At 61.6% G+C, this 26,721-nt stretch carries 23 protein-coding genes and 1 pseudogene; 8 read left to right on the top strand and 16 right to left on the bottom strand.

Features of this window, described 5'->3' with window-relative positions; translation table 11 throughout:
* Positions 1-63 precede the first annotated feature (63 nt).
* From metC to F8N96_RS19980, 6 genes are read right to left on the bottom strand one after another with little or no spacing between them, the layout of a single operon-like run.
* The gene (metC, locus tag F8N96_RS20005) at positions 64-2,820 is read right to left on the bottom strand and encodes a cystathionine beta-lyase (RefSeq protein ID WP_150799271.1); all 2,757 of its coding nucleotides are present in this window, start codon (positions 2,818-2,820) and stop codon (positions 64-66) included.
* A 43-nt stretch (positions 2,821-2,863) separates the two neighbouring features.
* A complete protein-coding gene (locus F8N96_RS20000) occupies positions 2,864-3,460 on the bottom strand; it encodes a cysteine dioxygenase family protein (protein WP_150799270.1) in 597 nt (198 codons plus the stop codon).
* Between the two features lie 17 nt (positions 3,461-3,477).
* Positions 3,478-4,314 carry an amino acid ABC transporter ATP-binding protein gene (locus F8N96_RS19995; RefSeq protein ID WP_150799269.1) on the bottom strand — a complete coding sequence of 279 codons (837 nt, stop codon included), beginning with the start codon at positions 4,312-4,314 and terminating at the stop codon, positions 3,478-3,480.
* Positions 4,301-5,089 (bottom strand): amino acid ABC transporter permease, encoded by a 789-nt coding sequence (locus F8N96_RS19990; RefSeq protein WP_150799268.1) that lies wholly within the window; start codon positions 5,087-5,089, stop codon positions 4,301-4,303. Before F8N96_RS19990 ends, F8N96_RS19995 begins: the two co-directional genes overlap by 14 nt.
* Positions 5,079-5,813, bottom strand: coding sequence for an amino acid ABC transporter permease (locus F8N96_RS19985; protein WP_150799267.1), 735 nt, complete (start codon positions 5,811-5,813; stop codon positions 5,079-5,081). Before F8N96_RS19985 ends, F8N96_RS19990 begins: the two co-directional genes overlap by 11 nt.
* Positions 5,814-5,824: 11 nt before the next feature.
* Positions 5,825-6,667: a transporter substrate-binding domain-containing protein gene (locus F8N96_RS19980; RefSeq protein WP_150799266.1), complete on the bottom strand. Its 843-nt coding sequence runs from the start codon at positions 6,665-6,667 to the stop codon at positions 5,825-5,827.
* Positions 6,668-6,920: 253 nt separating this feature from the next.
* Between F8N96_RS19980 and F8N96_RS19975 the strand changes: the two genes are divergently transcribed.
* Entirely contained in the window at positions 6,921-7,781 is an 861-nt protein-coding gene (locus F8N96_RS19975; RefSeq protein WP_150799265.1) for a LysR substrate-binding domain-containing protein, read from the top strand.
* Between the two features lies 1 nt (position 7,782).
* Here the strand turns inward: F8N96_RS19975 and F8N96_RS19970 are convergent.
* From F8N96_RS19970 to F8N96_RS19955, 4 genes and pseudogenes are all read right to left on the bottom strand, one after another.
* Positions 7,783-7,890: pseudogene (locus tag F8N96_RS19970) on the bottom strand (peptide-methionine (S)-S-oxide reductase); the annotation flags it as partial.
* A gap of 14 nt (positions 7,891-7,904) precedes the next feature.
* Positions 7,905-8,825 (bottom strand): homocysteine S-methyltransferase family protein, encoded by a 921-nt coding sequence (locus F8N96_RS19965; RefSeq protein WP_150799264.1) that lies wholly within the window; start codon positions 8,823-8,825, stop codon positions 7,905-7,907.
* Positions 8,822-9,799 (bottom strand): glycine betaine ABC transporter substrate-binding protein, encoded by a 978-nt coding sequence (locus tag F8N96_RS19960; protein WP_224794116.1) that lies wholly within the window; start codon positions 9,797-9,799, stop codon positions 8,822-8,824. Before F8N96_RS19960 ends, F8N96_RS19965 begins: the two co-directional genes overlap by 4 nt.
* An 87-nt stretch (positions 9,800-9,886) precedes the next feature.
* Entirely contained in the window at positions 9,887-11,950 is a 2,064-nt protein-coding gene (locus F8N96_RS19955) for an ATP-binding cassette domain-containing protein (RefSeq protein WP_224794115.1), read from the bottom strand.
* Between the two features lie 380 nt (positions 11,951-12,330).
* Here F8N96_RS19955 and F8N96_RS35090 point away from each other — a divergent pair, with 380 nt between their 5' ends.
* Both F8N96_RS35090 and F8N96_RS19950 read left to right on the top strand, forming a co-directional pair.
* A complete protein-coding gene (locus F8N96_RS35090; RefSeq protein ID WP_191635376.1) occupies positions 12,331-12,489 on the top strand; it encodes a hypothetical protein in 159 nt (52 codons plus the stop codon).
* A 47-nt stretch (positions 12,490-12,536) separates the two neighbouring features.
* Positions 12,537-13,133 (top strand): helix-turn-helix domain-containing protein, encoded by a 597-nt coding sequence (locus F8N96_RS19950; protein WP_191630759.1) that lies wholly within the window; start codon positions 12,537-12,539, stop codon positions 13,131-13,133.
* A gap of 127 nt (positions 13,134-13,260) precedes the next feature.
* Here F8N96_RS19950 and F8N96_RS19945 read toward each other — a convergent pair whose 3' ends face one another.
* The 4 genes from F8N96_RS19945 to F8N96_RS19930 all read right to left on the bottom strand — a co-directional run bounded on the left by F8N96_RS19945 (position 13,261) and on the right by F8N96_RS19930 (position 16,801).
* Positions 13,261-13,764, bottom strand: coding sequence for a hypothetical protein (locus F8N96_RS19945; protein ID WP_191635375.1), 504 nt, complete (start codon positions 13,762-13,764; stop codon positions 13,261-13,263).
* Between the two features lie 305 nt (positions 13,765-14,069).
* Complete coding sequence (locus F8N96_RS19940) at positions 14,070-15,080, bottom strand: ABC transporter substrate-binding protein (RefSeq protein ID WP_150799260.1); 1,011 nt, start codon at positions 15,078-15,080, stop codon at positions 14,070-14,072.
* Positions 15,081-15,117: 37 nt separating this feature from the next.
* The gene (locus F8N96_RS19935; RefSeq protein ID WP_150799259.1) at positions 15,118-15,918 is read right to left on the bottom strand and encodes an ABC transporter ATP-binding protein; all 801 of its coding nucleotides are present in this window, start codon (positions 15,916-15,918) and stop codon (positions 15,118-15,120) included.
* 1 nt (position 15,919) lies between these two features.
* A complete protein-coding gene (locus F8N96_RS19930; protein WP_150799258.1) occupies positions 15,920-16,801 on the bottom strand; it encodes an ABC transporter permease in 882 nt (293 codons plus the stop codon).
* A 382-nt stretch (positions 16,802-17,183) separates the two neighbouring features.
* Here F8N96_RS19930 and F8N96_RS19925 point away from each other — a divergent pair, with 382 nt between their 5' ends.
* Positions 17,184-18,272 (top strand): LLM class flavin-dependent oxidoreductase, encoded by a 1,089-nt coding sequence (locus tag F8N96_RS19925; protein WP_150799257.1) that lies wholly within the window; start codon positions 17,184-17,186, stop codon positions 18,270-18,272.
* A gap of 444 nt (positions 18,273-18,716) precedes the next feature.
* Here the strand turns inward: F8N96_RS19925 and F8N96_RS19910 are convergent, their stop codons facing one another.
* Together F8N96_RS19910 and F8N96_RS19905 are read right to left on the bottom strand one after the other, a co-directional pair.
* A complete protein-coding gene (locus F8N96_RS19910; RefSeq protein ID WP_150799256.1) occupies positions 18,717-19,511 on the bottom strand; it encodes a class II aldolase/adducin family protein in 795 nt (264 codons plus the stop codon).
* Between the two features lie 122 nt (positions 19,512-19,633).
* Positions 19,634-20,539, bottom strand: coding sequence for a LysR family transcriptional regulator (locus F8N96_RS19905; RefSeq protein ID WP_150799255.1), 906 nt, complete (start codon positions 20,537-20,539; stop codon positions 19,634-19,636).
* A gap of 230 nt (positions 20,540-20,769) precedes the next feature.
* Between F8N96_RS19905 and F8N96_RS19900 the strand changes: the two genes are divergently transcribed.
* The 4 genes from F8N96_RS19900 (at position 20,770) to F8N96_RS19885 (ending at position 26,678) form a co-directional block, all read left to right on the top strand.
* On the top strand, positions 20,770-21,378 hold the full coding sequence (locus F8N96_RS19900; protein ID WP_150799254.1) for a cysteine dioxygenase: 609 nt from the start codon (positions 20,770-20,772) through the stop codon (positions 21,376-21,378).
* Complete coding sequence (locus F8N96_RS19895) at positions 21,375-22,958, top strand: rhodanese homology domain-containing protein (protein WP_150799253.1); 1,584 nt, start codon at positions 21,375-21,377, stop codon at positions 22,956-22,958. Before F8N96_RS19900 ends, F8N96_RS19895 begins: the two co-directional genes overlap by 4 nt.
* 183 nt (positions 22,959-23,141) lie before the next feature.
* A complete protein-coding gene (locus tag F8N96_RS19890) occupies positions 23,142-24,011 on the top strand; it encodes a TauD/TfdA dioxygenase family protein (RefSeq protein ID WP_150799252.1) in 870 nt (289 codons plus the stop codon).
* Positions 24,012-24,203: 192 nt separating this feature from the next.
* Positions 24,204-26,678, top strand: a complete 2,475-nt coding sequence (locus tag F8N96_RS19885; protein WP_150799251.1) for a TonB-dependent receptor plug domain-containing protein — start codon at positions 24,204-24,206, stop codon at positions 26,676-26,678.
* Positions 26,679-26,721: the final 43 nt, after the last annotated feature.

The raw sequence follows: 26,721 nt of genomic DNA, 5'->3' as shown, positions 1-26,721 counted from the left end.
AAGAATATTTAATTATCCTGATATGCAATTAGTGCATAAACCACATCACGCGAGGGCGTGAGTTCAGGTTGCAGCCGCGAATCCGCGCTGCAAATCTTCGATCAACGCTTCGACATCCTCGAGCCCGACGTGCAGGCGCAGCACCGGGTTCAATGCCCGATCCACAGCGCTGTGGCGATCCTGGGTATCGGCAACGGTAATCAGACTTTCGTAGCCACCCCAGGACGCGCCCAAGCCGAACAACTGCAATGCATCGATGAAGCGCTCGACATACGTTGCGTCTGCGTCGCGCAGTTCGAACGAGAGCAAGCCGTTGCTGCCGTTGAAGTCCCGTTGCCACAGAAGGTGACCGGGATGATCGGGCAAGGCTGGATGGAAAACCCGTTTGACTTGCGGTTGCGCCTGCAGCCAATGGGCGACTTGCAGCGCCTGGCGTTCGTGCACTTCCAGGCGTGGCGCCAGGGTCCGGGCACCGCGCAGCACCAGGTAAGCGTCGTCGGGACTGACGGCACTGCCGAAGGTGTCGCTCATGGCCGCCAGTGCCGGCCAGACCTCTTGCCGGGTGCAGACACTGCCCATGACCACGTCGCTGTGGCCGCACAGGTATTTGGTCAATGCCATGATCGAAATGTCCGCGCCCAGGGTCAGCGGTCGATACAGGTAGCCCGAGCCCCAGGTGTTGTCCACCGCCAGCAGAATGCCGCGTGGCTGGCACAGCGCCGCGATGGCCGGCAAGTCGCAGAGCTCATATAGCAAGGAACCCGGGACTTCGGTGTAGACCATTTTCGTATTGGCTTGCAGTAGCGCTGGCAGGTCGTTGCCGTCCGGCGCGAAGTAGCCGACCTGAATGCCGAAGGGCTCGAGGAATTCCCGGGCCAGACGCCGCACCGGTGCGTACACCGCATCGGTGATCAACACCTGATCGCCGGGACGCAGGCAGGCCAGGAAGGTCTGCGCCACCGCGGCCAGCCCGGTGCCGAACAGGCGGGTGCGATAACCGCCCTCCAGCTCCGTCACCAGATCTTCCAGGGCGAAGCCCGTCGGGTTGCCCCGGGCGCCATAGCTCAAGACCCGTTCGCTGTCGCGACGGGCACGGGCGTCGCGCATCTGCGCCAGGTTGTCGAACAGCACCGTGCTCAAGCGGCTGACCGGTACGTTGACCGACCGCGCGCCGCTGCCTTTTTCGCTGCGCGCCGAATGGACCAGACGGGTGCGGACCCGCGCATGTGCAGTGGTTTCAGGTTGCGCGCGCAGCGGCTTGAGACTGGCGATTTCATCCTCGTTCATCTGCGCCAGCAAGCCGATTTCCCAGGTCAGGTACTGGCGCGCCGCGTCCTTGTTGCCGGAATGACGATCGTGGGTGAAGAACAGAAAATCGATGCACCGCTCATTGGCCAATGTGTTGCCCTCCTCCTGCAGCGCCAGGCCTGCCGCGCGCCAGGCCCCCAGTCCGCCGTCCAGCAGGCGGACCTGCGCGCGCTGAGTGTCGGGCAACTCCAGTGCCGCAAAAGCCGCCAGCAACGGATCATCGGCTAGCAGCACCAGCGGCCGCTGTTCGTCCGCCACTTCGCTCGCCAGCGTTGATCGGATCGACCAACGTGCCCCGGCAATATGACCCTTGCGATAAGCCATGCTCGGGCGCAGATCGATCAGTGCTACCGCGTCGTCCTTCAACGCATCGGCCAAGGCTAGCACCGTGATCAATGATAGCGTTTCCGGTACCGCGATCTCAGGCGCGGGCAACGCCAGACCACTGCTTACGCCCCCCGCCAGCACATACGCCTCATGCCCCAGCTGTCGCAGCCAACTGGCAATGATCGGTGCGCGCACGCCATCACTGTCGATCAACACCAGTCGCGCCTGGCGCACGCCGACGTACAGGTCGGTGGATTGAATCAATTGCCCGCCCGGCGTGTGCTGTGCGCCCGGCAGACTGCCTGCGGCAAACTCCTCGGCAGTGCGCACATCACACACAAACAGGCTGCGCCCGGCGTCCCTGGCCCACTGCTCGACCTGCCCGGCCTCGACGGCTTTCACTCCGGCGCGCTCGGCCAATTGCGCGGCGGCCAGACGTTGCGCCGGCAATGTCGCCGTCGAGACCTCATCGGCATAGCGGCGGTTGCTGCCATGCTCCAGTTGAAAGTCTTCCAGGTACCAGCCCTGGGTACCGTTTTCCAGGGCATAGACCGGGTTCTTCAGCCCCAGATCAATCAGCGTCTGAGCGCCGATAATGCTGCGGGTGCGGCCGGCGCAATTGACCACGATCGGCGTGTGCGCGTCCGGTACCAGATCATGCACGCGATAGCCCAGTTCGCCATTCGGGCAGCAGACCGAACCGGGTATGGTCATCTTGCGGTACTCATCGAACGGGCGCCCGTCGAGCACCACCAGCGGCTCGCCACGGGCTTGCCATTCGGCCAACTGCCGAGCAGTGACATGGGGCGTATGGCTGGCCTGTTCGACCAACTCCCCGAAAGCTTTCGAGGGTACGTGCACCCCGGCAAACAGCTGCAAACCAGCGGCCTGCCAACCCTCGGCGCCCCCTTGGAGAATATGCACCTGGCGGTAACCCAGTGCCTGCAGGCGCCGGGCCGAACGCGTCGCGACGTCCCCACCGTCCTGGTCATAAATCACCAGCCGCACCTGAGGATTCGGCGCCAGACGCCGGACCTCCAGCTCCAGGCGGCTATAGGGCAGGTTCACCCCGAAAAACAGGTGCGCTTCGCCATACTGGCCATGCTCGCGCACGTCAAACAGGGCAATTTCCTGCCCGTCGAACAGCCACTGCTGCAGTTGCCCTGGGGTTACGGTCTGGCTCATGGGAGTCCCGTTGGAAAGATGGAAAACCAAACGTGCAGTTCGATCACGCGTAAGCCTTGATCGACGGCGCCATTTGCGAGGCGTTGTAATTGAGAATGCGCCCGTCGGCCTCGACGCCGTAACGGCCGTCGAGCGATTCCAGCGGCAAGCCGTAGAGGTGGAAATGCAGGGTCGGTTGCTCGCCGTCGACCCGAATGCCATGCAGGTCTTCGCCGAGGAACGAGATGGAAGTGCCAGGCTGCACGATCACTTCGTGCTCCAGGTGCAAGGTGGTGAAGCCAGGTTCGCGACCTTCGTCATCACGACGGTAGACGTAGTTGATTTCCTGGCCTTCGACGGCACTGATGATCGCCCAGGTTTCGTGGTTGTGGGGAATGGTGCTTTTGCCCGGCAACAGCGAATTCAGGTACAGCGTCGGCGTGTCGCCGTCGTCGTTGAGACGGTAGCGGAACGCGGTGCCGCCCTGCCCCGGCACCGGGGCCGGGAACTGGTCGAAATTGAACAGATCGCGGCGCTCGGCCAGGGCTTCGAGCAAGGCAACGATGTCCGCCAGCGCGGCGCGGTCGACGCCCCGTTGATGGATGACGCGGATTTTCTTCAGGAAATCCTCAATGACAGCGGCACGGTTAACGGTACTCATGGACAGGCTCCTTGGTATCAGACGGACAGGCTGTAGCGACTCAGGTTGCTCAACAGATACGGATCATTGGCGAGGGGCGGCCGGCGGCCCGGATCGCCCAGGGCATGGCGCAGAAACTCGCGGGTCCGCTCGCTGGTCGGGTGCTGGAAGATCTGCGCGGCGCTGCCATGCTCGACAATCACACCGTTCTCGGTGAAGTAGACGATGTCGCTGATCTCTTCGGCGAAGCGCATTTCGTGGGTGACCAGCACGCAGGTCATGCCCTCCTCGGTCAACTCGCGAATCACCGTCAACACCTCGCCGACGGTTTCCGGATCCAGGGCCGACGTCACCTCGTCAAACAGAATCAATTCCGGACGCATGGCCAGGGCGCGGGCAATCGCCACCCGTTGTTGCTGGCCGCCGGAGAGTTGCCCCGGCCAGGCATCGGCCTTGTGCTCCATGCGCACCTTGGCCAACAGGGCCCGGGCGTCTTTCTCGGCGTCGATGCGGTTGCGCCCCAGCACCTTGCGCGGGGCAATCACCAGGTTTTCCAGCACCGACAGATGCGGGAACAGGTTGTACTGCTGGAACACAAACCCCACGCGTTTGCGCAACTCGATGCGCTGGGCTTCCCGTGCCAGGGTGTGGACCTCGGTACCGCCGACGCGGATGCTGCCGCGTTGCGGCTGCAACAGGCCGGTGATGCAGCGCAGGATGGTCGACTTGCCGGAGCCGGACGGGCCGATGATCGACACGGCCTGGCCGCGGTGCACGTCGAGGTCGATGCCCTTGAGCACCGGGTTGGTGCCGAACGACAGGTGCAGGTCGCGCAGGCTGACCAGGGGCTCGGCGACGGTTTCAGTAGAAGGCATAACGTCGCTCCAGGCATTGGGTGAGTCGGGAAATCGGGTAGCAGTAAGCAAAGAACAGCACCAGCAGGCTCAGGTAAATCACCACGGTGAAGCCGGTCAGGTTCACGGTGTTGCTGGCGATCTGCGCGGTGTCGATCACGTCGTGCACACCCACCAGGGACGCCAGCGCAGTGCCCATGGTGATCACCGCATAGAGGTTCATCCACGGCGGCAACATGCGCTTGAAGCACTGCGGCAGGATGATCGAACGGAAAATCTGCCCGCGGGTGAATGCCAGGGAACGCGCCGCTTCCCATTGAGTGCTGGGGATCGAGGCGATGGCCCCACGAAAGATCTCCGCGACGTTGGCACTGGCCGGCAACGCCAGGCCGATGGTGACCTTGACCCAGTCCGGGAACGGGACATAGGTGCTGCCGACGTGGATCTCGAACGGGAACACGTAGGTGGTGAAATAGATCAGCACCAGCCACGGCGCGTTACGGAACACCTGAACCCAGATCCGCGCCGGCAAGCGCATCAAACCCAGGGGCGACAGCGCCAGGGCACCCACCAACAGCCCCAGGAACGAGCCCAGGCCGATGGCGACCAGACTGATCAGAATGTTCTGGCCAAAGCCTGCGGCCAGCGCCGGCGACCATTGCAACAAGGCCTTTGACACCGGGCTTTGCGGGGCGAACCAGAGCAGCCAGAGCACGGTGCAGAGCAACAGCAACAACTTGCCGACATGCCGCCGGGGCCAGGCCAGCGTTGCGCCGACGGACGATTCAATGGCCATAGCCGGGCATCCTCAGGCGCGCTTCAAGGTAGCGCCCCACACAGTTGACGATAAAACTCAGCAGTCCGAAAAAGCTCAGGATCAGAATCATCAGCTCCAGCACGTTGTCGCTCTGGGTCCAGATCATGATCGCCGCGTAGGTGATATCGCCCACGGCAATGGCCGAGGCCACGGCGGTCATCTTCACCAGGTCGATCAGGTTGTTGATCAGCGACGGCAGGGCGAAGCGCAGGGCCAGTGGCAGTTGCACATTCCATAACAACTGGCGGCTGCTGAAGGCCAGGGAACTGGCGGCTTCCATCGTCACGCTCGGCACCGCCTCGATCCCGGCACGCAAGGCTTCCGCGTGAAATGCCCCCTTGTGCAGCGAGATCACGATCACCACCCAGGCGAACGGCGTCAGCGGGTTCGCCGCGCCGACGGCCTGGGTCAGCAGCATGTTCAGCACCAGAAACGCGCAATACAACTGCACCAGGGTCGGCGTATTGCGGGTGACTTCGATGAACACCCGTGCAGGTTTCGCCAGCCAGGGTTTGCCCGAGGTCAACATCGCCGCCAGGCCGACCCCGGCCAGCAGGCTGCCGACGATGGTGAACAGGCACAACAGCAGCGTGGTCAGCGCGCCCTGCTCCAGGCTGCCGCGTTGATAGGCGTCGAGCACAAAGCCGTAGTTCAGGCCAACCCCGGCAGTCCAGTGGACAAAAAGCTCCAGCCAATGACTCATGGCTCGCTCCGTCAGGCGCCATTGGCCTGGAACTGTTTCTGCAACTCCACCAAGGCCGGTGACGCGGGGGTGATGCGGTTGCGGGTCTGGGCGTCGATCAGCCAGCCGCTGCGATGCAGCTCCTTGACGATGGAATCGAGCCTGGCCTGGGTATCGCCTTCGCCACGGCGGGTCCAGATCACCGACGGGGCCGGGTTGAGTTCCGGGCTGAGCGCGCGATAACCCTGCCATTCGGCGGTGTCGGCGAGCAACGGGTTGATCAGCGTGGCGTCGTGCACCGCCGCGACGCAGTTGTTGCCACGCAACGCCAGCAAGGATTCCGACGAGCTCTTAAAGGCCTTGATCTCGACGCCCAGCTCAGTGAGCGGCTTGACGTAGCTGCTGCCCTGGGAGGTGCAGACCGGTTGATCTTTCAAGTCTTCCCAACGGCTGATCTTGCTGTCTTTCAACACTGCAGCGGTACCGCCGACACGGTAGAACGGCGTCGGCACAAAGCCGAGGATCTCGCCGCGTTCGGCGGTCCATTCCATGTTGGCGATCAGCAAATCGACTTTGCCCTGCTGCAGGAATTGCACGCGGTTGGCAGGCAAGACCGGCACCAGTTGCACCTCGGCACCCAGTTGCCGTCCCAGCTCCTGGGCGAGGTCGACGTTCAGGCCCCGGGGTTTTTGGGTGGTCGGGTCGATCCCGCCGAACGGGCCGCCGGACAGCAACACACCCACCACCAGCACATGGCGCTGCTGGATCTTGTCCAGGGTGGCATCGGCCTGGGCGCTGGTCATGCCGACCATCGAGATCAAGGCGCCCAGCATCACAGGCAACAATCTTTTAACAGGCGAGCGCTCGAGCAACATGTTTTTCCCCTCATGGAATGGTCGGCGTACCCCGACCTGATGGGTGGGCATCCTAGGTACAGCGCCGAAGTAACGGAAATTCAAATATCTAATATCGTTATAACTTGCAGTGTCAAAATTGACAGGCGCGCTCCTAATACCCCGTATTTATGTGGTATTACGTGGGAGCCGAGAAAACCCCTCGAAAAATACATAAAGAACTGTGATATTTATGTTTGCAGTCTTGATGTAAAAACAACGATGGGAATGGCCAATGTCGACCTCACCTACCCTCGACCTCGAATTACTGCGCACCTTCATCGCCGTGGTGGATCACCACAGTTTTGCCGAAGCCGGCGCGCAACTGGCCCGCACGCAATCGTCGGTCACCCAACACATGCAACGCCTGGAACAACTGGTCGGGGTCAGCCTGTTCGAAAAACGCGGGCGGCACAAACAACTCACCGAAGCGGGCCTGCAGTTGCTGCGTCATGCGCGGCAAATGCTCTCGCTCAACGACGACGCCCTGAACTCATTGCGTGAAAGCAGCTTGAGCGGCGTGCTGCGCATCGGCTCGCCCCATGACATCGCCGACACCATCCTGCCGCCGATCCTCAGCCACATCGCCCGCTCGGCACCGCGCCTGCGCCTGGAGATCGATGTCGGCCGCAGCCCGTTCCTGATGGACGACCTGCACCGGGGCAAGGTCGACATGGTGATCTCCACCCGCGAAGACCCCAGCCTGGAAGGCTTTGCCTTGCGCACCTCACCGGTGTGGTGGATCTGCTCGGCGCAGTACATTCACAACCCCGGCGAACCCTTGCCGCTGATCCTGGTGGATGAGCCCAGCATCTATCGCCGCTATGCCCTCGAGGCCCTGGAGCGCGCCAACATTCCCTGGCGCCAGGCGTACCTGGCGTCGAACCTGATCGGCATCAAGGCAGCCACCCGTGCAGGCCTCGGCGTTACCCCGCGAAGCATGGAGATGCTCGGCCCGGACATGCGCGTGCTCGGCGAAAACGATGGCTTGCCGCGACTGCCGGACGTGACCTATCACCTGTGGATCAGGCCCAATACCGTCAATCCGCTGGTGCGTCGGGCTTATGAGTTGATCAAGAGCAGTCGCGGGCACTGAGTCAGAGTGAGCAGCTGCTTGCCCCGTGCTTTTCCAGGTATCGCTGCTGTCCTTCTTCCGCCAGTTGAAACGCCCCCAGCGGCACGATCACCGTGGCAACCGGTTTGTGTTGTTGAAGATCACTCATATTCCAGCAACCTCTCTGTGCGGCAATAGATGCCGGCGTAATTGCGCGATGTGTTCTGGCCCGATACCGCAGCATCCGCCAACAATACTTGCACCTGCCGCGACCCAGGAGCGAGACCAGTGCAAATACGCCTCGGGGCCCAGATCGCGACGAATCTGCAACAGCGTGCTATTTGCCTTGGCTTCGGTACTGACCGGGGGAAACGCGTTGGCGTACACCCCCAGCTCAATGGTTTGAGCAAGGCTCTGGATGACACTTCGGGCCTCGGCCAGCGCCGCCGCCATCACTTCCGGTTGGCTGCAATTGAACAGCACCGCGCTCGCCCCCAGCTCGACCGCCACGCGAACCGCGTCGGCCACCGGCTCGGATGAACGCAGTCGCGGTGGCTCGCCGAGGTCATCAAGCAGGGTAAAGGACACCCACAACGGCTTGGAATCCTGCCCCAATGCTTCGACCACTGCCCGGACTTCATCAGTGGAACTCTGGGTTTCCGCCAACCAAAGGTCCACATGCTCCTGCAGGCCAGCGATAAGCACGCGATGGATGTCGACAGAGCGCTGATGATCGAACAGGTCCGGACGATAGGACCCGAGCGCTGGCGGCAACGAACCGGCCACCGTGACCGGTTCGACGCTATCGCTCGCAGCCTGACGAGCCAGGTGCCCCGCCCGTTCGGCCAGCGAGCGCCCCTGCTCGGCAAATCGCTCGTCACCGATATGAAAGGGCACCACCGCGTAGCTGTTGGTGGTGATGATCCGGGCACCGGCATCGATGAACGCCCGATGCGCCTGCAGCACGAACTGCGGCGCTTCGATCAGCGCCAGCGCGGACCATTCCGGTTGGCGAAAAGGCGCACCGATACGCTGCAGCTCGCGCCCCATGCCGCCATCGAGCAAACGCAAGGAAGCCTGGCTCATTGGCTGGAACTCACTGTCGGTGCCGACGCCGCGAGCCATTGATCGACGGTGGCGCTGTTCGCCTGGACCCACGCCTTGGCGGCCACGTCAGCCGGCAGTTTTTCCTTTTCGATTTTCAGGATCAGCTCATTGAGCTGCGCCGGCTCGATCGCGACATTGCGCAAGAACCCGGCAATTTTCGGCGCACGTTTCTGCAAGGCAGCCGAGGCCAGGACATGGACTTTGGCGTCCGGGAAGGCGCAGGTAATCCGGCTCTTGTTCAACCAGTCCGGGTCGACCGTCGGGCTGATGAACTTCCAGCAGCCATCGGCCTTGTACAGCGGGTCATCTTTTTTGTTGTCTTGGGCATAACCGTCGAACGCGGGCTCTTCCAGTCGACGCAGGTCAAAGGCCGAAAAAATCCAGTCCGGCGTATAGGCATAGAACACCACACCGCGCTGCGCCTTGTAAGCCGCGGCCAGTTTGGCGTAAGTGACGGCGGCCTCGGTCGAAACCGCCTCAAATTTATCGGCGAATCCGTAATCCTTGGCCTTGATCTGGCCAATGTAGGTCGACTCCCAGCCTGCCGGCCCGACCAGCAGATGCGCCTTGCCACCCCCCAGCGGTTCAAAGAGCTTGGCCACTTCCGGCTTTTTCAGGTCGTAGATGGATTTGACGCCGTATTTGTCCTGCAAATACCCCGGGATATAAAACCCTTGCTCGCCCGCATAGGCGTGAATATTCGGGACCAACGACCGGGTGCCGCCGGTGACGTACTTGGCCCAGGCAGCCGACTGATTCGGCAGCCAGATGTCGGTCAGCACATCAACCGAACCATCGCCTTTCGCCGCGGCACTGAACAGCACCGGGACATCCCCCGCCAGATACGACACATCGCCATCCAGACGGGTTTTGATCACTTCGCCGAGGATGTGCTGGATGGCGATAGCCCCCGTCCAGTTCTGCTCGCCAATGACGATTTTGTCCTTGGCCATTACCGTTGCGGGAAGCGTCAGGGAGGCCAGCAGCGCGGCTGCGCCCAGGGTGCGCGACAAGTGGGTTTTCACGATAATTGTCTCTGTTTAGTTAGGCAGGTGATCTTGCTTGCGCAAGCTCGATTGAATGATTCGATCCGGAATCAGCGCGCACAGCACGATCGCCGCGCCGGCCAGCATGCCCTCGCCGCCCTTGATGTTGCGCAGCGCTGTCATGACGTCATACCCCAGGCCGCCGGCACCGATCAGCGCGGCCACGACCACCATCGACAGGCTCATGACGATCGTCTGGTTGATCCCCAGCAACAGTGAGCGGCGAGCCAGCGGCAACTGCACCTTGATCAGGGTCTGCCAGGGGCTGGCACCGTGCGCGACCGCCGCCTCGATGGCGTCCTTGGGCACTTCCTGGATGCCCAGGGACGTCAGGCGGATCATCGGTGCGAGGGCGAAAATCACCGTCGCGATCACGGCAGGCGTCTTGCCGACGGAGAAGAACGCCACGGCAGGAATCAGGTACACGAAGGTGGGAAGGGTCTGCATGACATCCAGCAAAGGCGTGATCAAACGCCGTATCAGTGGTCGCCTCGCCAGCAAAATACCCGTCGGCACGCCGATGGCCAGGGCGATCAGCACCGAAGAGCCGACCAGGGCCAGGGTGGCGATGGTGCGCTCCCAGAAACCGAACAGGCCGATGTACAGAAGAGCCGCGCTGCTGGTCAGGGCCAGCGCCAGGCCTGCCGAACGCCAGGACAGTAATACCAGCGCCAGCGCCGAAACCGGCCACGGCAACCAGCCCAGCAGGTTTTCGATGCCTTCGATGACGGTGCGTACGGCAACAATCACCCCGACAAATGCGCCCTCGAACGTCACTTGCGACCAGCCGATGAACTGGTCGATGCTCTCTGCCGCCAGGAGCAGCGCCTGGCGGTTGGCCGGGAACTGCAGCAACGCGTTCGTGGTGTCCGGTGTAATGACTCGCCAGACCACCAGGGCCTGGCTGATCAGCAGTACACCCAAAGGCAGCGCCCATCCCGAAATGTCGCGCCGCACGGGCTGGCTGCTCAGCGAGAGCACAGCGAAGCGGCTGGCCGCGAACACGACCAGTGCCGCCAGCACCACCCGCCACGACGAGTCGACAATGCCCTGGCTGAAAACTGCCAGGGCGGCGAGCTCACTGGCGAAGGTGATCCAGAACACTCCACCCTTGCCCCGGGCCGCCAGCGCCGCTGGCCCCAACAACAGCGCTTGCCACCAGGGCAAGCCTGGCGTGTGCGGCAGCTCGCGCGGTTCGCTGTGTGATGCCTGGAGGCGGACCTCGCCTGCGCTGCGTGGTGCAGAGGGCGTTACGCCGCAGTCACGGAAAAAATCCGCCACCTCGGTATCGGCAGGATGCTCGAGCAACTGCTCCGGGGTGCCCAACTGCACCAGCCGCCCCTGGCGCATTACGGCAATGCGATCGGCCAGGCGCAGGGCTTCAGCCGGGTCGTGCGTGACCAGCAGGGTGGTGATACCGCGTGCGCGGGCCAGGGCCAGGAAATGACTCTGCAGATCGCGCCGGATCGTCGGGTCCAGGGCACTGAAAGGCTCATCCATCAGCAGGATGTCCGGCTCGGTGACCAGGGCCCGCGCCAGGCCGACACGCTGACGCATGCCACCGGACAGCTCATGGGGATAATGTTCGCCCCAGCCCCCCAACCCTACCGCCTGCAACTGCACGGCTGCCGCCGCATGCCGAGTCGATTCCGGTTCGCCGCGCAACTCCAGTGGCAGCGCAACGTTGTCCAGCACCGTTCGATGGGGCAGCAAGCCGAAATGCTGAAACACCATGCCGATGCGCCGGGACCTCAAGTCACGCAACGCTTTGCGGTTCAACCCGCCGATCCCGTGGCCTTCGATCAGGACCTCACCACTGGTGGGCTCGATCAGACGGTTGATATGGCGCAACAACGTTGACTTGCCGCTTCCGGAAGTACCCATCAGGCACAGGACCTCGCCCCGACGCACCTTCAGGCTGACATTGCTCACTGCCGGCGACGCGGGCGAGCCTTTTTTACGCCGGTACGTCTTGGTGACCTCACGCAACTCGAGCACGACATCGCCCTCGTTCAGTGCGCCGCCCCCCGGTGGCGCCAGCCGCTGAGCAGACTCGATCCATGGCGTGGTCAAAGAGGTTTGAATGATTGTCACGCAAGCTCCCGGCAAACAGCTCTCGGGCACGTCGCTCGCACCCAAGGCCAGAGAATCGAATGGGCGTCAGGCAATGACGGCAACACCGGATGCCTGGCGCAAAACAGGCGTTACGCCAAGGGCGCAACACTGCAGAGGCATAAAGCTAATCGATCTTAAAAACCATCTGTAAATACTTTTTTGGAATTAGCTTAGGTGATCCGATACCTGCGTTTCGGGCGTCTTCTTTCTCATGCTCATAAGAACTAGAAAGAATTAATAAATACAAAATCAGTATTTATCGTTATAAAAATATCCGAGTACTCTCAGCCCATCCCGTCATTCATTACACAGTGAAGTGCCCCATGAATCCGACTGACAACCTCAGCGACTTCGCCAGCTACCGCAAACGCAAACAAGCTCAGCAACGGGCACGGGCCATGTGGGAAATGTATGCACGCAACGCAGGCCTGGCCTTTCAATGGGTGCAAGCGAGCAAAGCGACCGAGACGCGTCACGCGTGAACGTGCAGCAACCCTCGCGCTTTCTGGCGAGCGCCGATGAGCCGGTAATGGATTTGAATAACCTGGAGCCACTGGAAGAAGACCCGATCTGCGAGCGGGTCGCGCAAAACCTGCAACGCCTGCGGGGCAAACGGCATCTGTCCCTCGACGCCCTCGCCCGCCAGTGCGGCGTGAGCCGGGCGATGCTGGCGCAGATCGAATCCGGGCGCAGCGTGCCGTCGATCAAGGTGCTGTGCAAAATCGCCAAGGGCTTGAAGGTATCGGTGGCGGCGTTTCTCGAGCACCGGGCATTCGAAGGGGTGGCGGTGTTGTCGGCCAGCCAGAGCAAACGCCTGGTCAGTGCCAATGGCGCTTTTGTCAGCCGCGCCCTGTTTCCTTTCGATGTGGCGCGCCAGTCGGAGTTTTATGAGCTGCGTCTGAGCCCCCTGGGGGAGGACCAGTCCGAGGGGCATGGTCCGGGGGTTCAGGAGAACCTGGTGGTGGCCCAGGGCGTGCTGGAAATCAGCGTCAACGACGAGCGATATCTGCTGTCCACGGGGGACTCGATCCTGTTCTATGCAGACCAACCCCACCGCTACCGCAACCCGGCCGACAGTGAGGCGGTGGCGTATCTGGTGGTGACCTACCCGGAACGCCTGGACTGAACCGCAGGAGCCAGGCTTGCCGGCGAAGGCGCCCCCAATGACGCCTTCGCCGGCGAGCCTGGCTCCTACAGAAAGCCAATGCAAACGCCCGGCTAATCTGCATTAGCCGGGTCATTCAATGGCCTGATCAGCAGGTGCAGCACATCAACGGCATGCCGTTGCAGCTCATCATCATCGGCATGCTGCAGTCGTTCATCATTTTCATCATCAGGGCGCAGCAGTTTTTCATCATGTCCATGTTCATGCCGGCCATCGGCATGATTTTGCACATCATGCAGTCGTCCATCAGGGTGCATTCCATCACGCACTTCATCGACGGCATCGGCATGCCCATCATCGGCATCATCATGTTCGCCATCGGCATGGTCATGCTCGCCTGGGACATGCACATCATGCTCATGTTGCCGCAGTGCATCATCATCTGCATGCCGCAGTTCATCATCATCTGCATCATTTCAGCGCTGTTCTTGAACATGGCCATGTCCATGCCAGCGGCCGGCATCATCTTGCACATCATGCCGTCGTCCATCATGTCGCAGGTCATGGTCGCCATCATCATCGGCATGCCCATCATCGGCATCATCGGCATGTTGGCATTCATCGGCATTTGCATCTGCATGGCGTTCATCATGGTGTTGTTCCCTGGAGTATGGAGAGTTGGACAAAGCTGATGGGGCCGATTCTAAGCAATGGTCCAAGCGCAACAAGATGACGATCGAACAGCTGGAATGAATGCTGGAGCGACCTTAGCGGAGTGGATGGAACGATTATGTCTGCTACCGCGAACATTTGGCTTCAGTGACAGACGTATTGCACACGACAGCAGATATTTCTTGGTTATGGATATGCAATTTGCATCTATATAAATAACCGAAAGAAATAATCGGTCTAAACAGGGCCAGGTAATTTCAACCGAACGCTCTACTGCACAGGTTTTTACCGGTTCAGGACCAATGACTCGGCCGAAAACACTTCAGCGTCCGTCAGCTTTTGCACATCGACACGATGGGGAAAGATCTTCTTCTCCACGAACAGATCATCGACCTGCTGCAACGCCTGAACATCCCGCGGCTCGACCGGCAACAGTGATTCGTCACCCCAACTGCGCAGCCGCTGCGAGACGTCCAGCGGGATGTCGTTGACCTTGGCGAAGACCCGGGCGTACTCGTCCGGATTCTGCTGCGCCCACTCGAACGCCCTGGCGAAACGCTGCAGCACGTCGCCGAGCGCCTTGCGTTTCAGCGGGTCGGTCAGGACTTCGTCCGAGGCGGTGATAAAGGTCAGCCCGGTATTGATCCCCTCGCCGCTGATCAACACCCGCGCGCCCTGCTGCTCGGCAAACGCCTGGTAGATACCGAAGGTGGCCCAGGCTTCGATCTTGCCGGCGTTGAACGCGGACAAGGCGTCGGTCGGCAGGACGAAGCCGACCTTGACGTCCTTCTCATCGACCCCGGCGTTGGCCAGTGCACGAATCAACAGGTATTGGGAAATGCTGCCGCGGGCCGAAGACACCACGACATTGCGGCCTTTCAAATCGGCGACGGTGCGGATGTCCGAATCGGCGGGAACCAGAATCGCAATGCCCCTCGATTGACTGCGCCGAACGGCGACGATGCGCAATGGCGTGCCCCCGGTCGCGGCGGCGAGCACCGGGGTGTCACCCGCCGGCCCCAGGTCGACGGCGCCGGCGCGCAAGGCTTCGAACAACGGCGCGGCGCCCTGGAAGTTGGCCCACTCGACCTTGTAGTCGATGCCCTCCAGCGCATTCGCCGCCTCGACTACCGTGCGCAGGCCCTTGGCTTGATCGCCGAGCACCAGCGTCACGCCGGACAGGTCTGATTGGGCGGTGGATGAGGACTTTGACTCGACGGCGTCACCGCAGCCGCCGAGCAATAGCGCGACGCCAGACAGCAACAGCATTGCGGATTTCCAGACGCGAATCGGCATGACAGTACTTCCCTGTATCAATGGATTGGCAGCGATTTCAACCATGGGCAAAACGCCGGACAGTAGCCTTTGTGGACAGACGCTCGGTAACCGGTAGGGTTTCCACTTCAACCCCCAGCAAACTCAGCAGCCGCGCACGGATGGCCTGGAAACCCTCCTGCCCGGTGTCCCGAGCCCGGGGCAGATCGATGGTCAACTGTTCGGCGATCTTGCCGTTGGCCAGCACGATGACCCGGTCGGCCAGCAGGATGGCCTCGTCCACATCATGGGTCACCAGCAACACGGCGGGGTTGTGTTTGCGCCACAACTCGATGATCAACCGGTGCATGCGAATCCGCGTCAGCGCATCCAGCGCGGCGAACGGTTCATCGAGCAACAACAACTTGGGCTCGCGCACCAGGCCACGGGCCAGCGCCACCCGTTGCGCTTCGCCACCGGAGAGTGTGGCCGGGTAGGCTTCGAGCCGATGGGCCAGTCCCACTTCGGTCAGTGCCTGCACCGCACGTGCCTTGGCATCCGGAATGTGCAAACCGAGAACCACGTTCTTCCAGGCCCGCTTCCAGGGCATCAACCGAGGCTCCTGGAACACCGCGGCGCGGGCCTTGGGCACCCGCAGCTGACCGCTGTCGATACTGTCCAGGCCGGCCAGGCTGCGCAGCAAGGTGGTCTTGCCCGAACCGCTGGCCCCGAGCAACGCGACGAACTCCCCCGGGGCGATGTCCAGGTCCAGGCCGTCGATGACCCGCTGCTGGCCGAACTGACGCACCACATTGCGCAGTTGTACCGGCGCCGATGAGTGCAGGTTTTTTGCCGCGTCGGAAAAATCGATGCTCGACATATCAGTTCCTCACAAAAGATGGGCGCCAGGCCAGGGCGAAACGCTCCAGCGTGCGGATCAGGCCGTCGATCAACAGACCGAGGACGCTGTAGATAAGCAGGCAGATCACGATCACATCGGTGCGCATGAAGTCCCGCGCGTCACTGGCCAGGAAACCGATGCCGGCGGTGGTATTGATTTGTTCGACGAACACCAGGGCCAGCCAGGAAATCCCCAGGGAATAACGCAAGCCGACAAAGAATGAAGGCAAGGAGCCCGGCAGGATCACATGCCAGATCAGCTCGCGACGATTCAGGCCCAGGGTGTTGGCAGCCTCGATCAGCTTGGGGTCGATGTTGCGAATCCCGGCGAACAGGTTCAGGTACACCGGGAAGGTGGTACCGGTGACGATCAGCGCGATCTTGGTGAATTCGCCGATGCCGAACCAGAGGATGAACAACGGCACCAGTGCCAGGGAAGGAATGGTGCGCAGCATCTGCATCGGCGAATCGAGGATCACCTCACCGCGCTTGGACAGGCCGGTAATCAGTGCGGCGACGACTCCGACGCTGACCCCGATGCTCAAGCCCAGCAACGCGCGCTGCAGGGACACCAGCAAATGCTTGCCCAGCTCCCCGGAAACGATCATCGCCCAGAGCGTGCCGCCGATCTGCGACGGCGCCGCGATCACCCGTTGCGGGATCAGCCCAGCCTGGGAGGCCAGCTCCCACAACAGCAGCAGCGCGATCGGGCTGAGCAAACGCAGCAAGACTTCGGGGGTGCGCCAGTTGCGGACCCAGTTGGGGGTCAATCTCGAGGCGCCCAGCAAATCATCTGTACGGCGCGCGGCCTTATCGACGGAAAACGAGCTGGCGCTCTGGGTTTCGAAGGTCTTCTCAGTCATCAGGCTTCCTTCCTTATCAAGAACATGGCTGGAGGCGCCATGCGTCAGCTTCGGATTCATGCTATTCGCATAAAAAAACGCAGTGAAATTCTTTTTAGGAATAACCTAATATGATTAGAACTCAGATAAAAAATGCTCCAGATAAATTATTTGCATAATTAATGGGTCGAGGCCCCGCCCTTTCAGGGCTGTGGCGTTGACCCAGGTTAAAATGCGCATTGCTGATATCTAGCATTTATAAAAATTCATTAATTTAATAATTAACTTAGAACAAAACGGCATTTCACAGGCCCGCCCTGCTGCGCCTACTTTCGTCACACCAGACCGACCCCCTGCCAGGCGGAGGCTTGAATCACGTCCAGACAACGACAAGGAACTCACCATGAGTATTGAATTCATCGGTTACATCGGCGGCCACCATTCTTCGGAAATCCACCCCCGTAGCGGCCCTGTCCTGCAACCCGAGTACGTGGAAAAAGTCGCTCGCGCCCATGACGAGGCCGGCTTCGATCGCGCCCTGGTGGCCTTCCACTCCAACAGTCCGGACAGCACGCTGATTGCCTCGCATGCGGCCAGCGTGACGAAAAACCTGAAATTCCTGATCGCTCATCGGCCGGGGTTCGCTGCGCCAACCCTGGCCGCGCGACAGTTCGCCACCCTGGATGTGTTCAATGGCGGGCGCACCGCCGTGCACATCATCACCGGAGGCGATGATGGCGAATTGCGGGCTGACGGCAGTTATATCGGCAAGGACGAGCGCTATGCGCGCACCGATGAATACCTCGATGTGCTGCGCCAGGAGTGGACCAGTGAAAAACCCTTCGACTATCAAGGTCAGTATTACCAGGTCGAAGGCGCGCACTCGGCGGTGAAGTCGCCGCAACAGCCGCATATTCCGCTATATTTTGGCGGCTCGTCGACAGCAGCCATCGAGGTTGCGGGCAAGCATGCGGATGTCTATGCGTTGTGGGGTGAAACCTATGAACAAGTGCGCGAGGTGGTGAGGCAGGTACGCGCCGAGGCGGCCCGGCATGGCCGCGAGATTCGCTTCAGCCTGTCATTGCGCCCGATCCTGGCGGACACCGAAGCGCTGGCCTGGGAGCGTGCCGAGCGTATCCTGCAACAGGCTACCGACCTGGCCGAACAGAATGGTTTTGTACGCCGCGAACCGCCGAACGAAGGCTCCCGGCGCTTGCTTGCGGCAGCGGCCCAGGGTTCGCGCCTGGACAAGCGCCTGTGGACCGGGATCGCCGGTTTGCTGGGCGCACAAGGCAACTCGACGTCACTGGTGGGCACCCCGGAACAAGTGGCCGAAGCCCTGCTCGACTATTACGACCTGGGCATCACCACCTTCCTGATCCGCGGCTTCGATCCGCTCGACGATGCCATCGACTACGGCAAGCGCCTCATCCCGCTGACCCGCCAACTGGTGGCGGAGCGCGAACGGCAGGCGGCGGAAAAAGTGGCCTGAAAGCACTGACTGTATAACGTGGGTGTTCACAAGGATTGTGTCCAACACCTCACCCTTGTGGAAGCGAGACCGGCTTGCCGGCGAAGACGGCGGCACATTCGGTAGAGGTGTTGACTGACAGACCGCTTTCGCTGGCAAGCCAGCTCCTACAGGGGGATCTTCAGCGAAAACGACATCGACGAACGCCAGCGATCCCGTGTAGGAGCCGGCTTGCTGGCGAAGACGGCGGCACATTCAACACATGCGTTGGCTATCAGGACGCTTTCGCTGCGGTGCGGCGATCCGACAAGCCAGCTCCACAGGGGGATCTTCGGCGAACACGACATCGCCGAACGACGCCGATCCCCTGTAGGAGCGAGGCTTGCCCGCGAAGACGGCGGCACATTCAGCAAGGATGTTGACTGACCCACCGCTTTCGCCGGCAAGCCGGCTCCTACATTTGGCTCAGTTCTTGTACTCGATATCCGTGCGCTCCAGCTGCCGGATCAGCGCATTCCAGTGCCGCGCCACGCCCGGCCCATCCCCACTCTTGAACACCTCGGCCTGCTTCTCGACCTTGGCCACCACCTCCGCCGGCGGAAAGATCAATTCTGCGTTACCGCCAGCCTGCGCCGCGATCTGGATGTTGCAGGCGCGCTCCAGACCCTGCAGCTGCTGAAACGCATGCTCCACACTGATGCCCGCGGTCAACAGCCCATGATTGCGCAGGATCAGCACGCTTTTATCCCCCAGGTCGGCCACCAGGCGTTCGCGCTCGTCCAGGTCCAGCGCCACGCCTTCGTAACCGTGATAAGCCACCCGCCCGGAAAATCCGATGGCGTGCTGGGAGATCGGCAACAAACCGTCACGCTGGGCAGACACCGCGATGCCGTCGCGGGTGTGGGTATGCAGCACCGCTTGCAGGTCTGGACGGGCACCATGGATGGCGCTGTGGATCACGTAGCCGGCGTAGTTGATGCCCAGCCCCGTCGGGTCGTCGACGAGGGTACCGTCGATGTCCACCTTGACCAGGTTGGAGGCGGTGATTTCATCGAACAACAATCCGAAGGCATTGATCAGGAAATGCTCGTCCGGCCCCGGCACCCGCGCGGAGAAATGGGTGTAGATGTGGTCGGTCCACTTGAACAGGGCCGCCAGCCGATAGGCCGCGGCCAGTTTGACACGCACTTCCCATTCTTCGGGGCTGACGCGCTGGCGAACATTTTTCGAGACACTGGATAACGGACTGACGCTGCTCATGGCAAAACTTCCTGGATGGCCTTAAGGTCTCCAGCAAGCCTATGGCACGGCAAAAAATAATAAAAAGCACATTTTAATCTAAGCTAATTATCATTTTTTTTTATTATATTCCGCCGCCTCCTTCACGCCGCACTCTTGATTTTCTGCAATGATCCGGCGACCAGTTTGCCGAAGGCGTCGACCGGCCCCTGCAGGTTGCCGAGGAAATGCGGATAGATCAGCCACAAATCCATCACCGGTTTGAAATCCTTGAGCGGCATCACCGCCAGCTGATCGAAATGCGCGCTGCGCTCCAGCAACGGACGCGGCACCAAGCCCAGTCCCAGGCCGTCAGCGACCAGGCCCAGCTGCAATTCGGTGCCGAAGGTTTCCAGGTTGACCCGCAGGGCCAGGCCCTGGTCCGACAGGGTGCGTTGCAAGCCGGCACGGAAGCCGCAGCCATCGGGATTGAGAATCCAGCCATTCTGGTAGACGTCGGCCAGTTTGCAGGGACGCTTGGGCATTTGAACCTTGGCGCACACCACCACCAGCTCCATCTTGCCGATCGACTCACCGACTATATTGTCAGGGAAAATCTTGCCCGCCGGGAACAGCGCCGCGGCCGCGTCCAGCTCCCCGCGCTCGATCTTGCCGACCAGTTGACTGCCCCAGCCCGTGGTCACCCGCGCCCGCAAATCGGGGTATTCGATGCGCAGATGCTTGAGCGCATCGAGCAGCACCACATCACCGATGGTTTGCGGAACACCCAGGCGCAATTGCCCGGTAGGCGGCGCGTCGGTGGCCACCAGTTCGCGCAGCGCATCCATTTCCCGCAGGATCAAACGGCACTGCTCATACACCCGGGTCCCGATCAGGGTGGGCTTGAGCGGCTTGGTGTTGCGGTCGAACAGCTCCACGCCCAACGCCTGCTCAAAGTTCTGCACGCGCCGGGTGATGGCCGGCTGGGTCAGTTGCAACGACTCGGCGGCATGGCTGATGGACTGGCAACGAATCACTTCGACAAAGGCGTCGATATCATCAATTTTCATTTGGCCCGCACATAGAGAACAGTCAATAAGATGTCTGAAAAGCATAGTTCTATTGTTGGAGTCTGGATAGCCCGCCGTGTTGCGCAGCACCTTTCACCTGCGCCTTAGGCCATGTGGCCGGGCTATTAATTCCATTCAGCTATAACCTAATCATTAAACAATCGCATATTGATATAAAACATTATGCTTAAATCAAAGGGTCAACTTTCAAACGAACAATGGAAATCGCCATGACCCAGGCCCGACACCCGGAACGACTCAGAGCATTCATAGGCGCCCTGGCGGAATTGATCGACGGCAACCCCCGCGAGGGTGATCTGCTGCATCGCGGCGGCAAGCTGCTCGCGCAACTGGTCAGCCACGACGACTGGCTGCCTGAGGATTTTGCCCAGCCAGACCCAGAGCGCTATCAACAGTTTTTGCTGCATGCCGATTCACGCCAGCGCTTCAGTATCGTCAGTTTCGTCTGGGGGCCGGGACAACGCACGCCGATCCATGATCATCGGGTCTGGGGCCTGATCGGCATGTTGCGCGGTTCGGAGTACTCGCAAGGGTTCGCCCGCAACCCGGACGGCAGCCTGGTGCCCGAAGGCCCGCGTATACAGCTGGTGCCGGGTCAGGTCGAGGCGGTGTCGCCGAAGATCGGCGACATTCATCAAGTCAGCAACGCCTTCGATGATCAGGCCTCGATCAGCATCCATGTCTACGGCGCCAACATCGGTGCCGTGCGTCGCGCGGTGTACCAGCCCGATGGCAGCGAGAAATTGTTTATCTCCGGTTATTCCAACGCCTTTCTCCCCAATATCTGGGATTTGTCCAAAGAGAGCCAAGCCCTATGAGCACTGCACCTACCCGCTCCTACTCCGAGATCCGCCAGGCCCTGCTGAACCATGAAGAACTGGCGCTGGTGGATGTGCGCGAAGAAGCCCCCTTCGCTGAGGCACACCCGCTGTTTGCGGCCAACATTCCACTCTCAAAACTGGAACTGGAGGTGTACTCGAGAATTCCACGGCTCGATACCCAAGTGACCGTCTACGACAATGGCGAAGGCCTGGCGCAGATCGCCGCTCGGCGCTTGCAGGGCCTGGGCTACGTGAATGTCAGCCTGCTGGAAGGTGGCCTGGAAGGCTGGCGCATCGCCGGCGGCGAACTGTTCATCGACGTCAATGTACCAAGCAAAGCCTTTGGCGAACTGGTGGAAAGCCAGCGCCACACGCCGTCCCTGGCGGCGGAAGAGGTTCAGGCGCTGCTCGACAGCCAGGCCGACGTGGTGGTGCTCGATGCCCGGCGTTTCGACGAATACCAGACCATGAGCATTCCCACCGGCATCAGCGTACCGGGGGCGGAACTGGTGCTGCGTGCCCGGGAGCTGGCACCGGACCCGGCGACGCGCATCATCGTCAACTGTGCCGGGCGTACCCGCAGCATCATCGGCACCCAATCGCTGATCAATGCCGGCATCGCCAACCCGGTGTCAGCTTTGCGTAACGGCACCATCGGCTGGACCCTGGCCGGTCAAACACTGCAACACGGCCAATCGCGGCGCTTCGCCCCGACCAGTGAAGAGCATCGACAAATCGCTGCCGGCGATGCCCGTCGCGTCGCCGATAAGGCGCTGGTGGGCCGCGCCACCCTGGCCGACCTGCAACGCTGGCAACAGGAGCCGGCACGCAGCACCTACCTGTTCGATGTGCGCACGCCGGAAGAATTCGAAGCCGGACACCTGCCCTCGGCCCGCTCGACTCCGGGCGGCCAGCTGGTGCAGGAAACCGACCACTTCGCCAGTGTGCGTGGCGCGCGCCTGGTGCTGGTCGACGACGATGGCGTGCGCGCCAACATGTCGGCCTCCTGGCTCGCCCAACTGGGCTGGGAAGTGCACGTACTGGATGACCTGCAGCCGGCACACTTCAGTGAAAAGGGTGCCTGGCAGGCGCCGGTCCCTGCGCCGCAACAGGCTGAGGAAATCAGTCCCGAGACCCTGGCCGACTGGCTGACCCATGGCGACACCGCGGTGCTGGATTTCACCAGCAGCGCCAATTACGTCAAACGCCATATCCCCGGCGCCTGGTGGGTATTGCGTGGCCAACTGCGCGACGCCCTGGCGAAGGTGCCGACGGTGCAACGCTACGTGCTGACCTGCGGCAGCAGCCAGCTGGCACGGCTGGCGGTCGCCGAGGTCGAGGCGCTGACCGGCAAGGCGGTGTTTGTGCTGGGTGGAGGCACCGCCAGCTGGATCGCTGCCGGACAGGCACTGGAAGAAGGCGAGACTCACCTGGCTTCACCGCGCATCGACCGTTATCGCCGTCCCTACGAGGGCACAGATAATCCCCGCGAAGCGATGCAAGCCTATCTGGACTGGGAGTTCGGACTGGTCGAGCAACTGGCCCGCGACGGCACCCATGGCTTTTTTGTGATCTAACCGCCGGCTTCCGGCGGCCTTTGTATCTGTGGGAGCGAGCTTGCTCGCGAGAACACCAAAAGAGCCGCCGGGCATCTGGTTTTACGCGTTATCGTTCACGACCTTCGCGAGCAAGCTCGCTCCTACACACATCCGACCCCTCTCCAGGCGGAGGCTGAACCCATAATCGAGAGGATTCACATCATGTCCGCTGTCTTGCACCACGCCCCTTCACACGCCACCAACACACTGCAGGTCACCCGCCTGGAACCGACCATCGGCGCGGAAATTGCCGGCATCGATCTGCGCCAGCCGCTGACCCCGGCGCTGCGCGACGAACTGCGCGGATTGCTGCTGGAGCATAAAGTGATTTTCTTCCGCGACCAGGCCATCAGCACCGAACAGCAGATTGCCTTCGCTCGCGAATTCGGTGAGCTCTATGTTCACCCCACCACCCAACAAAACGACCCGACGCGACCGCAAGCACATCTGATTCAGGCCCAGGACGAACGCAAACTCTACGGCCCGAGGATCAGCGGCCGTTGGCACACCGATACCAGCTGGCTGTTGCAGCCGACCCTCGGTGCCGTACTGCGTGCGGTCGACTTGCCCCCGGTCGGTGGCGATACCCTGTGGGCCGACACGGCCGCGGTCTATCGCGCCTTGCCCGACGAGTTGCGCGAAGAAATCGATGACCTGCACGTGGTCCACGACTTCAAGTCTTCGCTGGACAAAGTCGGCTACGACTACCCGATCCTGGCCCACCCGCTGGTGCGTACTCATCCGGAAACCGGCGAGGATGGCCTGTTCATCAACTTCTCGCAAAACCCTTCGGTGATCGGCTGGACGCCGGAACAGAGCAAGCAACTGATCAATCGCCTGCTGCTGGAGTTCAACAAGCCCGAACACCAGGTGCGCTTCAAGTGGCGGGAAAACTCGGTGGCGTTCTGGGACAACCGTTCGACCCTGCACTACCCGGTCTACAACTACGGCGATTACCCGCGCCGCATGGAGCGGGTGCTGATCGCTTATGACGACATTCCTCATCGGGTAAGACGCGCCAACGCGGCGTGATCCCCCTCAACAAACACACAAACCTGTAGGAGCCGGCTTGCTGGCGAAAGCGGTGTGTCAGTAGATACATGTATTGACTGACACACCGTCTTCGCCAAGCCGGCTCCTACAACATTACCCGCCAGCCCCTGCTATTCGCGAACGTGCGCGAAGGGGTTCGCCTGTGCGTGCAATCTTTCAGGAATTCGCGTCATGCGCTCATCCAGCCCCCGAGTGAAATACGATTATTACGCGGCCGCCGCCTTCAGCCTGCTGGCCGCCAGCACCCAGGCTCATGCAGAGAACGCTGAACCGGACAAAACCCTGAGCACGGTGGTGGTCACCGGCAACCGCGGCAGCCAGCCACGCACCATCACCGACAGTCCCTCGCCGATCGATGTGATCAGCGCCGAACAATTGCAGGCCAGCGGCAAGGTCGGCCTCAAGGAATTGCTCGCGCGCCTGCTGCCTTCGTTCAACCTGCCGGCGATCAATGGCGGCGGCACCTCCTGGTCGGTGCGCGGGGTGACCATGCGTGGCTTGTCCGGGGATCAGGTGCTGGTGCTGGTCAACGGCAAACGGCGGCACAACACCGCACTGATCAACAACCTGGCGCGCATCGGCACGGCGGCGGTGCCGGTCAACCTCGACCTGATTCCCGTCTCGGCGATCGACCACATCGAGGTGCTGCGCGACGGCGCCTCCGCGCAATATGGCTCGGATGCCATTGCCGGGGTGATCAACATCATCCTCAAGGAAAACGACAGCGGCGGCAGCGCCGAGACCTCGTTCGGACGCTACGGCAGCGGCGATGGCGACACCGTGCACCAGACCATCAATTACGGCCTGGCGCTGCCCAACGACGGCTTCGCCAACCTGGCGCTGGACAGCAAGACACAGGAACCCTTCGACCGCTCCGGCAGCGCCACCGGCAACCTCTATTCTTTGCCCGGCTTCCCCGATAGTCGCGACCAGACCGTCAATCGCCACGGCTGGAACCCGAGTTACGGGCTGGGCCGGGAAAAGGTCACCAACGCCAGCTACAACCTCGAACTGCCGATCCAGGATGACCTGACGTTCTATTCCTTTTCCACCGCCAGCTACATGGAAACCACCAAGATCACGGGCAACTACCGGCCCAATGACATCTACTCCCTGGCCGGCGACCCCAATACGCCCTACCCAGATGGCGTCCACGCCCAGCGGCGCAATCGCACCATCGATTTTCAGGTGGCGGGTGGCTTCAAGGGCGAGGTTGGCGGCTGGAACTATGACGCCAGCTCGACCTGGGGCGAGGACGACTCGACGCTCAACGCCAGCAACACCCTCAACCCTTCCTGGGGACCGACCAGCCCGACCTCGTTCCACCTGGCCTCGCAGATCTTCGATCAGTGGACCAACAACCTCGACTTCAGTCGCGGCTTCGACATCGGCCTGAAAAACCCGCTGCAAACCGCGTTCGGTTTCGAATACCGCTGGGAGAAGTATCAGATCGAGCCCGGCGACTATGCGTCCTATACCCCCGGCAACTACGTCATCCCGACCGGCCCCTTCGCGGGCAGGACACCCCTGCCCGGCCTCGCTTCCTATAACGGCACCAGCCCCGCCGACGCCGGGGAAATCAGTCGCAGCAACGTCGCCAGCTATGTCGACCTGGGCCTGGATGTGACGGACCAATGGTACGTCGGCGTGGCAGCGCGCTACGAGCGCTACACCCAGGACATCGGCAGCACCTGGAGCGGCAAGTTCTCCACCCGCTACCAGTTCACCGACGCCTTCGCCTTGCGCGGTACGATCAATAACGGCTTTCGCGCACCGTCCCTGGCGCAAACCATTTATGCCTCCTCGACCTTCACTTCCGGCGGGGTGGTCAACGGCCAGCAGGTCTCGGTGCCGGTCAAGGTGCTGCCGGTGGACACCACCGAGGCCCAGGCCCTGGGTGCGGAAAAGCTCAAGCCGGAAAAGTCCCTGAACTACAGCTTCGGCTTCACCTACGAGCCCACGCCGAACTATCGCCTGACCACCGACCTGTATCAGATCGGCATCCGCGACCGCATCGTCTCCACCAGCCTGCTCGGCGGCCCGGCGGTCTCGCAGATCCTCGCCGCCAACGGCCTGTCTCCCGGCCTGTATGCCCAGTACTACACCAACGCCGTCGACACCCGCACCCGCGGCATCGACATCATCAACGAGTATCGCCAGCAACTGGACGGGTACGGCCAGATCCGCTGGAGCGCAGCCTATAACTGGAACCAGACCAAGATCGAGAAACTCCAGGACAACCCGCCAGAACTGAGCAGCCTGGGTTCGGGCTACCAACTGTTCGACCGGCGCCTGCAAAAGGACCTGACCGTCGCCACGCCGCAATCGAAACTGATCCTGGCGGCGAACTGGAAGGTCACGGACTACAACCTGAACCTGGCCGTCACCCGTTTCGGCAGCTATATCGAAGGCGACAATAACCCGGTGAATGACCGCAAGTTCAGTGCCAAGTGGATTACCGACCTGGATGTGGCCTACGACCTGAGCAAGCACCTGACGGTGGCGCTGGGGGCGAATAACCTGTTCAACGTGTACCCGGACAAGAATGGCATCCAGGATTGGGCCGGGGGCTACAAATACGGCCAGTTCTCACCGTTCGGGTTTGGCGGGGCCTATTACTACACGCGGCTGGCTTACAACTTCTGAGGGCAGTTGTAGGAGCGAGGCTTGCCCGCGAAGAACGATGACG

The organism is Pseudomonas fluorescens (assembly GCF_902497855.1).
Taxonomy (GTDB): Bacteria; Pseudomonadota; Gammaproteobacteria; order Pseudomonadales; family Pseudomonadaceae; genus Aquipseudomonas; species Aquipseudomonas fluorescens_BI.
Note: the sequence above shows the minus strand (reverse complement) of the source record. Positions and strands in the feature narration are given on the sequence as shown.

Coding starts and splice junctions, on each gene's coding strand:
- metC (WP_150799271.1), bottom strand. CDS start 2,820: ATGAGCCAGACCGTAACCCCAGGGCAACTGCAGCAGTGGCTGTTCGAC.
- F8N96_RS20000 (WP_150799270.1), bottom strand. CDS start 3,460: ATGAGTACCGTTAACCGTGCCGCTGTCATTGAGGATTTCCTGAAGAAA.
- F8N96_RS19995 (WP_150799269.1), bottom strand. CDS start 4,314: ATGCCTTCTACTGAAACCGTCGCCGAGCCCCTGGTCAGCCTGCGCGAC.
- F8N96_RS19990 (WP_150799268.1), bottom strand. CDS start 5,089: ATGGCCATTGAATCGTCCGTCGGCGCAACGCTGGCCTGGCCCCGGCGG.
- F8N96_RS19985 (WP_150799267.1), bottom strand. CDS start 5,813: ATGAGTCATTGGCTGGAGCTTTTTGTCCACTGGACTGCCGGGGTTGGC.
- F8N96_RS19980 (WP_150799266.1), bottom strand. CDS start 6,667: ATGTTGCTCGAGCGCTCGCCTGTTAAAAGATTGTTGCCTGTGATGCTG.
- F8N96_RS19975 (WP_150799265.1), top strand. CDS start 6,921: ATGTCGACCTCACCTACCCTCGACCTCGAATTACTGCGCACCTTCATC.
- F8N96_RS19965 (WP_150799264.1), bottom strand. CDS start 8,825: ATGAGCCAGGCTTCCTTGCGTTTGCTCGATGGCGGCATGGGGCGCGAG.
- F8N96_RS19960 (WP_224794116.1), bottom strand. CDS start 9,799: ATGGCCAAGGACAAAATCGTCATTGGCGAGCAGAACTGGACGGGGGCT.
- F8N96_RS35090 (WP_191635376.1), top strand. CDS start 12,331: ATGAATCCGACTGACAACCTCAGCGACTTCGCCAGCTACCGCAAACGC.
- F8N96_RS19950 (WP_191630759.1), top strand. CDS start 12,537: ATGGATTTGAATAACCTGGAGCCACTGGAAGAAGACCCGATCTGCGAG.
- F8N96_RS19945 (WP_191635375.1), bottom strand. CDS start 13,764: ATGATGAACGCCATGCAGATGCAAATGCCGATGAATGCCAACATGCCG.
- F8N96_RS19940 (WP_150799260.1), bottom strand. CDS start 15,080: ATGCCGATTCGCGTCTGGAAATCCGCAATGCTGTTGCTGTCTGGCGTC.
- F8N96_RS19935 (WP_150799259.1), bottom strand. CDS start 15,918: ATGTCGAGCATCGATTTTTCCGACGCGGCAAAAAACCTGCACTCATCG.
- F8N96_RS19930 (WP_150799258.1), bottom strand. CDS start 16,801: ATGACTGAGAAGACCTTCGAAACCCAGAGCGCCAGCTCGTTTTCCGTC.
- F8N96_RS19925 (WP_150799257.1), top strand. CDS start 17,184: ATGAGTATTGAATTCATCGGTTACATCGGCGGCCACCATTCTTCGGAA.
- F8N96_RS19910 (WP_150799256.1), bottom strand. CDS start 19,511: ATGAGCAGCGTCAGTCCGTTATCCAGTGTCTCGAAAAATGTTCGCCAG.
- F8N96_RS19905 (WP_150799255.1), bottom strand. CDS start 20,539: ATGAAAATTGATGATATCGACGCCTTTGTCGAAGTGATTCGTTGCCAG.
- F8N96_RS19900 (WP_150799254.1), top strand. CDS start 20,770: ATGACCCAGGCCCGACACCCGGAACGACTCAGAGCATTCATAGGCGCC.
- F8N96_RS19895 (WP_150799253.1), top strand. CDS start 21,375: ATGAGCACTGCACCTACCCGCTCCTACTCCGAGATCCGCCAGGCCCTG.
- F8N96_RS19890 (WP_150799252.1), top strand. CDS start 23,142: ATGTCCGCTGTCTTGCACCACGCCCCTTCACACGCCACCAACACACTG.
- F8N96_RS19885 (WP_150799251.1), top strand. CDS start 24,204: ATGCGCTCATCCAGCCCCCGAGTGAAATACGATTATTACGCGGCCGCC.